Origin of the sequence: Gilliamella sp. CG35, assembly GCF_046635745.1 — a bacterium.
GTDB lineage: Bacteria > Pseudomonadota > Gammaproteobacteria > Enterobacterales > Orbaceae > Gilliamella > Gilliamella apicola_I.
In genome coordinates this window covers 1-11,326 of the sequence record NZ_JBIDFH010000023.1, presented here as the reverse complement: position 1 = coordinate 11,326, position 11,326 = coordinate 1, and the positions used below count along the sequence as shown (strand labels likewise).

The window sequence follows — 11,326 nt, the reverse complement described above, 5'->3', positions numbered from 1 at the left end:
CAGACTGGTGTTCAGTCCGAACTCAATGTCAGCGAGCAATCAGGTGACGTTTAGTGTCAATAGTCCGAAAGATGACCAATTCTCAGCCGGTAACGTTGCTGAGCAACAAGCATTCGGCTTTAAAAGTGAGAATGTGTTAAAAGGGACTATTTATAAAGACTACTCAGGACAAGGAACGCATCAGACTTATCACACCGCCACCTTATCAGGGGTGAAAGTTGTGGCGACAAACAGCCATGGCTTAACCTTAACGGTCGACAGTGGTAGTTACGGTGAATATGAGATAGCCAATATAGCAGAAGGTCGTTGGACGATACGTGTAGAAGCACCGGCAAATTCAGGTTATGACTTCAGTTATGTAGTACAAAAAGTTGGGGGAGCAATCACCGCAATCAATAAAGATAGTGCCGTTGTCAACATTGCGCCAGCATCCTCGGCAAACAAAATCACAAATGTTGATTTTGGTCTGAAAGGTCAGGCAAGCATTGAAGGTCAGGTTGTGATAGACGTGAATGCGGATGATGGCGAGGTGATAAATGCACAGGATATCGGAATTGATACGTTATTTACGGATTACACGGTAGGATTATATGTCGATAATAATCTGGTGAAAGAGGTTAAAGCGGTCAGTACGGGTAGTGCAGAGCACGAGTTAGGCAACTATCAGTTTGACAACTTAGTCTCGGGTGTTGATTATCAGGTGAAAGTAAGTCGTCCGGGCACGGATTATGTTAGCAGCTTTATGTTAAGCGACAGCAGTCACCCGGTAGTAATCAATAAGACTGACAGTGAAATGAGTGAAACTTATCAGTTTACGGGAGCAACAGATAAAGCGACATGGGTAAGCTTTGCGTGGAAAGGTAGCACCAGTATTAAAGGTAAAATTTACTTAGACAGTGATGATAACGGGGTATACAACGCCTCCACGGACAGCAGTGTTAATGCGGACTTGACGGTGAAATTGAGTAATATCAACAATCCGGCATTACAGTTAACACAAACGATTGCAGCCGGTGAGACAGTTTATGAACTAAGCGGCATGATCCCGGGCAAATGGCAAATTGAAGTGGAAGGAGTACCGAGCACGTTACGAGCAAGCTTTGACCCGGATGATGCGCACCATGACAGCAAAGGTTACTTAACCTTACCGAAGACAATCAATCAGGCAATCATTGATATCACAGGTAACCTAACCGATCAGGACTTTGGTTATATCCATGGTGGTATTATTGAGGGTAAACTGGTAGAAGATCGTGAAGGTAAAGGTCTTGTCAGTCTGTCAGAATTAACCGGATTATCGGGTGCAGAGGTTTATCTGTTAAACAATAATCAGAAACATATGATGAACAAAGATGGTAAACCACTGTCGTTTATGACACGCAGTGATGGTAAATTTATATTCCGTAATCTGGTGATAGATCCGAATGTGGTTGATGATTCAAAATATAGTATCCGTTTACTGTTTGGTGAATATCACGACGGCGTGGTTGGCTCAGATAATAGCAATCCATTATATGAAAAAGTGCCATATTTTGAACAATATACTGATAGTAATGGTAAAGTGGTCAAACATGACTTAATTGATATTGCTACACCGCCAGCATCGATTGTTTATAATGGCACAGGTGGTATGCAAACAGTGCCGATTAAGTTAAATGATGGCAGTATCACCTTTAGTGCAACAAGTAACGATATTATATTGGGTTATCGAGTACATAATGCGGATGTAACCGTAATAAAAACGGCACTGAAAGATAATGTCGTGGTGGGTGATATTGTCCCTTATACCATCAAGGTGATTAACAATTCGTCACACAAATCACGCATTAAAGTAAAAGATATTTTACCGTCAGGATTTAAGTTCGTGAAAGGTTCATCGCGTTTAAATGGCAAAAAAGTGGCGGATCCCAAAGGCACTAAAGCGGTGATGTATGATTCTCTGGATTTAACGGCTAACAGTGAAGTGGTGATCAGCTATATGTTAGTTGTGGGCTCGGGCGTTACCCAAGGCGAGTATACCAATACGGCGATGGCACTAAACGCCTTGACGGGTAAAGTGTCGTCGAATATAGCGGAAGCGACGGTAACGGTGACAGCCGATCCACTGTTTGACAATGCGTTAATCTTCGGAAAAGTGTTTATCGACCGAAACGGTAATGGCATACAGGATGAAGGTGAAGATGGTCTGGGCGGCGTGAAATTAGTGACCACCCGTGGCGAAATTATCACAACCGATACGCATGGACGTTACCATATAGTTGGTGTATCGGGAGGCCGTTGGGAACGAGGTGCAAACTTCGTTATCAAACTAGACCCACGAAGCTTACCGAAGGAATACAAAGTAAACGGACGTAATCCAAAAGTGGTAAGAGTATCACCGGGGTTACCAAGTAAAGTTGATTTTGGTGTTACGGAGGTAAATCAGTAATTCCCATTAAACATAAAGATAGACAAGTAGGTCTGTTTATTCCTATCCTTTCAGCTCTTTCCCCCGTTTATCGGGGGTTTTTTATATTAAGCATCCTAAATTATTATTTTATATAAATAGATTTTAGTGTTAGAGCACTGAAAATGAGTAGAGTTGTAGAAATATAATTAAAATTGAATGCCGGTTAATAAATTAACATTGTCATATTAATTAGTTAGCATAAATAGAGCAGTATTGATGAATTTAAGCATAACACTGAAAGTGATTATTATCTTCGTTGAATGAAATCAAAAAATTTTACGAAGCATTGCAGATAGAAAACTCCCAACTGAAATTGGGAGTTGATTCGTTTTATTGTTGATAATTTGATAAAAATTTGGCAAAACGTTCGATAGCGTCTTGTAATTCACCTGTATGTGGAAGCGCAACAATTCTGACATGATCGGGTTTATGCCAGTTGAAACCACTGCCTTGTACTAAAAGAACTTTTTCTTGCAATAGAAAATCTAAAACCAATTTCTGATCATTGTGAATATTAAATTTTTGCTGATCAAGTTTAGGAAATAAGTACAATGCGCCTTGTGGTTTAGTACAACTTACCCCTGGGATATCATTTAACATGCGCCATGCAAGCATACATTGATCATATAAACGACCACCAGGAACAATAAATTCATTAATACTTTGATAACCGCCAAGCGCACCTTGAATGGCATGTTGCAATGGGACATTAGCGCATAATCGCATTGACGCCAACATATTTAGTCCCTCAATGTATCCTTTTACATGTTGTTTAGGACCACAAAGTGCCATCCATCCTTGCCTAAAACCTGCAACACGATAAGTTTTAGATAGTCCGCTCATGGTTACGACAAATAGATCGGGCGCTAAAGCGGCTATTGAATGATGAACAGCATCATCATATAAAATTTTGTCGTAAATTTCGTCAGCAAAAATAATAAGGTTGTTTTGACGCGCAATTTCTGCAATATCAAGTAGAAGCTGTTTACTATAGACAGCACCAGTTGGATTATTAGGATTAATGATCACAATTCCTTTCGTTTTGGGGGTGATCTTTCGTTTAATATCGTCTAAATCGGGCGACCAATTAGCTTCTTCATCACAAAGATAATGAACAGCACTACCACCGGATAAACTAATTGCAGCTGTCCATAATGGATAATCTGGCATAGGAACTAAGATTTCATCACCGCTATTGAGCAATGCTTGCATCGATTGTACGATAAGTTCAGAAACACCATTGCCGATAAAAATGTCTTCGACATCTAAACTGGTTATTCCTCTGGCTTGATAGTGTTGCATAATAGCTTTACGTGCAGAGTAAAGTCCTTTTGAATCGGAATATCCTTGTGAAGAAGGCAAATTACGGATGACATCAACTAATAATTCATCAGGTGCGGCAAAACCAAAAGGGGCAGGATTTCCAATATTGAGTTTAAGTATAGTTTGACCTTCTTCTTCAAGACGCTTTGCGTGCTCAAGAATTGGTCCACGGATGTCGTAACAGACATGATCCAATTTATTTGATTTTTGGAAATTTTTCATAATGTTGCCCTTTTTAATTATTTTAGTGTTTTTTTATTTTTAACAAAAAAACAATCTACTCCTATTTCGATAATTTTTGAAGATGTTATTATAATCAACCAAGTAAATATCTTTTGATTGTCCAAAATTTGTGCGGAGTATGTGATGAAAACCATTTTAACTGTCATAGGAAAAGACCAGACCGGAATTATTGCTGGTATAAGTCAAAAATTATATGAATTGAATATTAATATTTTAGATGTATCTCAAACTATCATGGGTGAATATTTCACGATGATTATGTTACTCGATTTATCCAAAATCGATGTTTCATTTGATGATGTTAAAAATACTTTAACGCAAACAGGCGAAAATCTTAAAGTTAAAGTAAATATTCAACGCGAAGAGATATTTGATGCAATGCATCGTCTTTAAATTTTATTCAATAATTTTTACTGAAGGATAGTACTAATGGAAACCAAACAGATCCTCGAAACGATTAAAATGATTGAGGAAGAAAAGCTTGATATTCGCACAATAACCATGGGTATTTCTTTGCTTGATTGTATTGATAGCGATGGTGAAAAAGCCCGTCAAAAAATCTATGACAAAATTACTAAATTAGCCAAAAATTTAGTAAAAGTTGGTGATCAAATTACGTCTGAATTTGGTATTCCAATTATTAATAAACGTATCTCTGTTACACCAATATCCTTAATTGCAGGCGCAAGTAATGATAGTGATTATGTCGCGTTCGCAAAAACACTTGATCAAGCTGCTAAAGCGGTGGGGGTGAACTTTATTGGTGGATTTTCGGCGTTAGTGCAGAAAGGTTACCATAAAGGTGATGAAATTTTGATTAAATCCATCCCACAAGCTCTTGCCCAAACAGAACGTGTTTGTTCATCGGTTAATGTAGGTTCTACACAAACCGGTATCAACATGGATGCCGTAAAACAGATGGGGCATATTATTAAAGAAGCAGCCGCATTAACGGCGAATAATAGCAGTATGGCTTGTGCAAAATTAGTTGTGTTTGCTAATGCTGTTGAGGACAATCCGTTTATGGCTGGGGCTTTTCATGGTGTAGGCGAAGCAGATTGTGTCATTAATGTGGGTGTCAGTGGACCAGGGGTGGTTAAGCGAGCGCTCGAAAAAGTAAAAGGTCAACCTTTTGATGTGGTTGCGGAAACAATCAAAAAAACGGCTTTTAAAATTACGCGTATGGGACAACTTGTTGGTAAAGAGGCTTCGGAGCGTTTAGGCGTTAAATTTGGTATTGTTGATTTATCTTTAGCGCCAACGCCTGCAATAGGTGATTCAGTTGCCCATATTTTGGAAGAAATGGGACTGGAAGTGGTTGGAACCCATGGTACAACGGCTGCATTGGCGATGCTTAATGATGCTGTCAAAAAAGGTGGGGTCATGGCATGTGGTCATGTGGGTGGTTTAAGTGGGGCATTTATTCCTGTGTCAGAAGATGCTGGGATGATTGATGCGGTAAATAAGGGGGCACTCAATTTAGAAAAATTAGAAGCAATGACCTGTGTTTGTTCGGTCGGGCTTGATATGATTGCTATTCCGGGTGATACACCAGCTGAAACAATATCTGCTATTATTGCAGATGAAGCAGCAATCGGCGTCATCAATCATAAGACCACTGCCGTTCGCATCATTCCTGCGGTTGATTTAACAGTGGGTGATAATATTGAATTTGGTGGGTTATTGGGTCATGCGCCTGTGATGCCAGTAAATAAATATAGCTCATTTGATTTTATTAATCGTGGTGGACGTATTCCTGCTCCGATTCACTCCTTCAAAAACTAAGCGATTATTTTGTGATGCCTTGTATATCAAAAAAGACAAGGTATCACATGACTTTCTGTCTATTGATTTCTACCTGATAATCCAAAATGTGATTTTTTTGTCCTTCATTTTACGGTTATCCCAATAATGAGCAATCACACGGATACTATTTGGTAATGAATTAATTAGTCTCATTTTTCTTACTTATCTAAAATTAATTGATAAAAAATAAAAGGAAACAAAAATGAAAAAAGTTATAGTCAGTTTTATCTCAATATTATTGTTAGGTTGTGGGACTTTAGAAAGTAATTATCAACCTGGCAACTATGGTCCGATGTTAACGGTAATTAATCAAAAATTACCCGCTTATGATTTACCTAAAAAATTAGATTTCCACAATAAAACCTATTATATATATAATCAAAGTCGCGATAGTGGTTCAGGTAATCCTAATGATAAGCGTGCAATTATGTACATGCAAGATCCTAAATCAGAAACCTATTATGAAGATTATTTCATTATTATGGATGATATCGTTGCCAATGCTCAAGATGCTCAAAAACTCTTTAAATTGCAAATCGCAATGCGTTCATCTGATCCGAAAGTCACTCAAGAAGGTAACGTTTCTTATTCCGTAGGAACGGATGAAAAAAATGGTATAGGTTATTTAATCGTCAGTACTTATGATGAATCAACGCATTTGGCTCGTAATCGTTTTTATCTCATTTTACTCAATGAAAAAAATGACCATTTAGTAAAATATATGCAAACCCATACTAAACAAATGGCACAAGAGATATTAAAATTAGGACGTAAATAGTTAATTTACCAGTCTAATACCGATAACCTCAATGACAAGAATAGCAGCGTTAGTTGCGTTTATCGTTATGCACTGCTAGTATTTTAACATTTCGATAAATCAGTGGTAATTATGCATAACACATTTTCTGATAGTTATTTTCAACGTTTTAGTGGCATTGCTCGGTTGTATGGTCAATCCGCATTGTCGTGTTTTGCTCGTGCACATATTTGTGTAATAGGGATTGGTGGTGTTGGTTCTTGGGTAGCTGAATCCCTTGCTCGCAGTGGTATCGGGCAAATTACTTTGATTGATATGGATGATGTCTGTGTGACTAATACCAATCGCCAGATTCATGCTTTAACCACAAATATAGGTAAAGCTAAAACCGCAGTCATGGCTGAGCGAATATTACAAATAAATCCTGAATGTATTGTTAATCAAATTGATGACTTTATAAATATTGATAATGTTTCAGATTATTTAGGTGCTCAAAACTTGCCTCGTTATGATTATATCATTGATGCTATTGATAGTGTGCGTGATAAAGCGGCCGTGCTTAATTATTGTAAGCGACAAAAATTGAAAGTCATTACTATTGGTGGCGCAGGTGGGCAAAAAGATCCAACACAGATTAAAATAGCTGATTTGGCTAAAACCATTCAAGACCCTTTGGCAGCTAAATTACGAGAAAGATTAAAGAACGATTATAAACTCAATAAAGATAGTAAAGGTAAATATTCGATACCTTGTGTTTACTCAACAGAACAACTGACATATCCGGCGGAGAATGGACAAATCTGTTTTACGAAAAGTGAAGCGCATGGCACTAAAAAAATGGATTGTGAATCAGGTTTTGGCGCAGTGACGACTGTTACGGCAAGTTTTGGATTTGTTGCTGTTAGTTATGTACTGGACAAATTATCAAAAATTTAAGTGAACTTTTTATTTCTTCAAAAAAATTTAGCATATTTAAAAAAAGCTATTTTACCTAAGTAAAATAGTTTTTTTTATCAAAAAATCTCAAATATTAATTTTTTCCTATCTATTAGGATGAATCTCACTTACCCATTTCAATAACATTTATTTTTCTGCAAGATCTTATTGTATAAAGTAAAAAACTGATTTACGATAACGGCAATTTCGTTTTGTTATTATGCATAGGCATTAAAAAGATTCAAGGAAGACGCCAAACGATTCAGATTTATTTTTTAATTTCAAGGAGTAATCTATGGCAGTAACTAATATGAATGAGTTAAATGAGTTAATGGCCCGTGTAAAAAAAGCACAGGAAACTTATTCAACTTATACTCAAGAACAAGTGGATAAAATTTTCACGGAGGCTGCAAAAGCTGCTGCAGCTGCGAGAATTCCACTAGCCCAACAAGCTGTTGCTGAATCGGGTATGGGGATTGTAGAAGATAAAGTGATTAAAAACTTATTTGCTGCAGAATATATTCTAAACAAATATCGTCATGACAAAACTTGTGGCGTAGTGGCAGAAAATGAACCCTTTGGAACTATTACGCTAGCCGAACCTTTAGGGATCATATGTGGAATAGTACCAACGACCAATCCAACTTCCACCGCTATTTTCAAATCCCTTATCAGTCTTAAAACCCGTAACGCAATCGTCTTCTCTCCTCATCCTAGAGCAAAAAAATCAACTATTGAAGCAGCCAGAATTGTTCTAAATGCAGCAATCAAAGCTGGTGCACCAAAAGATATTATTGGTTGGATTGATGAGCCCTCTATCGAATTATCAAATGCTTTAATGCATCATGATGATGTCGCTGCAATTTTAGCAACCGGTGGCCCAGGTATGGTGAAAGCAGCTTATAGTTCAGGTAAACCAGCATTAGGTGTTGGCGCAGGTAATACGCCTGTCATCATTGACGAAACAGCCGATTTAAAACGAGCAGTGGCTTCCGTTCTGATGTCTAAAACGTTTGATAATGGTATGATTTGTGCCTCTGAACAGGCTATCGTCGTGGTTGATTCTGTTTATGACGAAGTACGTCGCTTGTTAACACAATACGGTGCATACGTTTTAAATGCTAAAGAGACTAAAGCCGTTCAAGGTATCATTCTAAATGACAAGGGTGCTTTAAATGCTAATATCGTTGGTCAACCAGCGACCAAAATTGCTGAATTAGCAGGTTTTAAAGTACCAGCAGGTTCAAAAGTACTAGTAGGTGAAGTGAGCAAAGTTGATCTATCTGAACCGTTTGCGCATGAAAAACTTTCACCGACGTTAGCTATGTTTAAAGCTAAAGATTTTACTGAAGCAGTAGAAAAGGCTGAAAAATTAGTTGAAATGGGTGGTATGGGTCATACTTCTGTTCTTTACACCGATCAAGATAGCAATCGTGAACGTATCGATTATTTTGGCAAAAAAATGAAAACTTGCCGTATTTTGATTAACCAACCTGCAGCGCATGGTGGTATTGGCGATTTATATAATTTTGATTTAGCGCCGTCACTAACATTAGGTTGTGGTTCTTGGGGGGGTAACTCGGTATCTGAAAATGTCGGACCGAAACACTTACTTAACAAGAAAACAATCGCTAAGAGAGCAGAAAACATGTTATGGCACAAATTACCAAGTTCTATCTATTTTAAACGTGGCTCACTGCCTATTGCTTTAAATGAAGTCGTTGAGCAAGGCGCAAAACGAGTCTTTTTAGTCACTGATAAATTCCTATTTAACAATGGTTATTCAAAACAAATCACCGATCAATTAGAGTCACAAGGTGTTCTTTGTGAAACATTCTTTGATGTTGAAGCTGATCCAACCTTAAGTGTTGTTCGTAAAGGGACTGAATCAATGAGAGCATTCCAGCCTGATACTGTTATTGCTTTAGGCGGTGGTTCACCAATGGATGCTGCAAAAATCATGTGGGTTCTTTATGAACACCCAGAAACTAAATTCGATGAATTAGCATTACGTTTTATGGATATTCGTAAACGTGCTTGTCATTTCCCGAATATGGGCAAAAAAGCAAAATTGATCTGTGTTACCACAACATCAGGCACCGGTTCTGAAGTGACGCCATTCGCAGTTGTGACGGATGATGCAACCGGACAAAAATATCCGTTAGCCGATTATGCTGTTACGCCTCATATGGCAATTGTAGATGCTAACTTAGTGATGAATATGCCACGTTCACTTTGTGCTGCTGGTGGTTACGATGCGGTAACTCATGCTTTAGAAGCTTATGTGTCAGTAATGGCAACAGAGTTTTCTGACGGTCAAGCATTACAAGCTTTAAGTATGCTTAAGTCCTATTTACCGGCAAGCTATAAAGAAGGGGCTAAAAATCCTATCGCTCGAGAAAAAGTACACAGTGCAGCGACATTAGCAGGTGTTGCTTTTGCTCAAGCATTTTTAGGTATTTGTCACTCAATGGCGCATAAAATTGGTGCAGCTTTCCATATTCCACATGGTGTGGCTAATGCAATGCTCATCAGCAATGTTGTCCGTTTTAATGCAACAGATAAGCCAACTAAACAAGGTACATTTAGTCAATATGGTTATCCTCAAGCCATTCGTCGATACGCTGAAATTGCTGATCATTTAGGTTTAACGGCTGCTGCGGATAAAGATGAGAAGAAAGTTGAGAAATTAATTGGTTGGTTAGATCAACTTAGAAAAGATCTTGAAATACCATTCTCTATAAAAGAGTTTGGTGTGGATGAAAAAACGTTCTTAGCACAAGTTGACCAACTTGCTGTAGATGCATTTGATGACCAATGTACTGGCGCAAATCCTCGTTATCCTTTAATTGCTGAACTAAAACAAATCTTGCTTGATACCTATTATGGTCGTCCATATCAAGATAACGGTGATATCAGTGAAGATGTTGCTGTGCATACAGCGGCTAAAGGTGTAGCTTCTACTACTAAGAAAAAAGCGGTAAAAAAGAAATAATCTAAAAAATTATTTTTGATTAAATAAAACCCTGAAATTGTCTATATTTCGGGGTTTTTTTATGTTTTTGATTTTTTTTTAAGCAAACAAAATAAAATTTGTTTTTTTTGCTTGCAAGCTTAAATGTTCTAGTCCATAATGCGCAGCACTTAGGCCGGCTTAGCTCAGTAGGTAGAGCAACTGACTTGTAATCAGTAGGTCGCCAGTTCGATTCCGGCAGCCGGCACCATTTTCCTAAGTAGACAAATTTAAAAAGATTCGGGGTGGGGTTCCCGAGCGGCCAAAGGGAGCAGACTGTAAATCTGCCGTGTCACACTTCGAAGGTTCGAATCCTTCCCCCACCACCATATATCTAATATTAGCAATAGCTAATTGAAGCATTTAGGTAGCCGAGTTTGAACATGCGGGCATCGTATAATGGCTATTACCTCAGCCTTCCAAGCTGATGATGCGGGTTCGATTCCCGCTGCCCGCTCCAATTGCTGATATAGCTCAGTTGGTAGAGCGCACCCTTGGTAAGGGTGAGGTCGGCAGTTCAAATCTGCCTATCAGCACCATTCTTGTTACTTTCCTAAACTTCTAAAAATATCGAATTTGACTGCTTAAAAGCTTGTCACTGGACGGCTTTATCTGTTATCATTCAGAGCTAATTTTAAGTTAGTATTATGTTGATATAAAATATAATACTTGGTTAATGTGGTGATTCACCACCGATTTGTATTACATTTGAGGGACAATAAATGTCTAAAGAAAAATTTGAACGTACAAAACCCCACGTTAACGTTGGTACAATCGGCCACGTTGACCATGGTAAAAC

General features: G+C 38.1%; 6 protein-coding genes, 4 tRNA genes and 2 pseudogenes. 11 read left to right on the top strand and 1 reads right to left on the bottom strand.

Annotation, left to right across the window (positions count from 1 at the left end; genetic code table 11):
* Positions 1-2,428, top strand: a pseudogene (locus tag ACGH4F_RS09400) (hypothetical protein); the annotation flags it as partial.
* 351 nt (positions 2,429-2,779) lie between these two features.
* Here ACGH4F_RS09400 and ACGH4F_RS09395 read toward each other — a convergent pair.
* Entirely contained in the window at positions 2,780-3,994 is a 1,215-nt protein-coding gene (locus tag ACGH4F_RS09395) for a pyridoxal phosphate-dependent aminotransferase (protein ID WP_267351230.1), read from the bottom strand.
* 144 nt (positions 3,995-4,138) lie between these two features.
* Between ACGH4F_RS09395 and ACGH4F_RS09390 the strand changes: the two genes are divergently transcribed.
* From ACGH4F_RS09390 to ACGH4F_RS09345, 10 genes and pseudogenes are all read left to right on the top strand, one after another.
* Positions 4,139-4,408, top strand: a complete 270-nt coding sequence (locus tag ACGH4F_RS09390; protein ID WP_065558707.1) for an ACT domain-containing protein — start codon at positions 4,139-4,141, stop codon at positions 4,406-4,408.
* Between the two features lie 36 nt (positions 4,409-4,444).
* Complete coding sequence (locus tag ACGH4F_RS09385; protein WP_267351228.1) at positions 4,445-5,800, top strand: PFL family protein; 1,356 nt, start codon at positions 4,445-4,447, stop codon at positions 5,798-5,800.
* A 223-nt stretch (positions 5,801-6,023) separates the two neighbouring features.
* A complete protein-coding gene (locus tag ACGH4F_RS09380; protein WP_267351226.1) occupies positions 6,024-6,599 on the top strand; it encodes a hypothetical protein in 576 nt (191 codons plus the stop codon).
* A 111-nt stretch (positions 6,600-6,710) separates the two neighbouring features.
* Positions 6,711-7,514 carry a tRNA cyclic N6-threonylcarbamoyladenosine(37) synthase TcdA gene (gene tcdA, locus ACGH4F_RS09375; RefSeq protein ID WP_267351225.1) on the top strand — a complete coding sequence of 268 codons (804 nt, stop codon included), beginning with the start codon at positions 6,711-6,713 and terminating at the stop codon, positions 7,512-7,514.
* Positions 7,515-7,809: 295 nt separating this feature from the next.
* Positions 7,810-10,509 (top strand): bifunctional acetaldehyde-CoA/alcohol dehydrogenase, encoded by a 2,700-nt coding sequence (adhE, locus tag ACGH4F_RS09370; protein WP_267351223.1) that lies wholly within the window; start codon positions 7,810-7,812, stop codon positions 10,507-10,509.
* Positions 10,510-10,662: 153 nt separating this feature from the next.
* Positions 10,663-10,738: transfer RNA gene (locus tag ACGH4F_RS09365), tRNA-Thr, on the top strand.
* A gap of 33 nt (positions 10,739-10,771) precedes the next feature.
* Positions 10,772-10,856: transfer RNA gene (locus ACGH4F_RS09360), tRNA-Tyr, on the top strand.
* Between the two features lie 56 nt (positions 10,857-10,912).
* Positions 10,913-10,987: transfer RNA gene (locus ACGH4F_RS09355), tRNA-Gly, on the top strand.
* Between the two features lie 3 nt (positions 10,988-10,990).
* Positions 10,991-11,066, top strand: a tRNA-Thr gene (locus tag ACGH4F_RS09350).
* 183 nt (positions 11,067-11,249) lie between these two features.
* Positions 11,250-11,326 (top strand): annotated as a pseudogene (locus tag ACGH4F_RS09345) (elongation factor Tu); the annotation flags it as partial.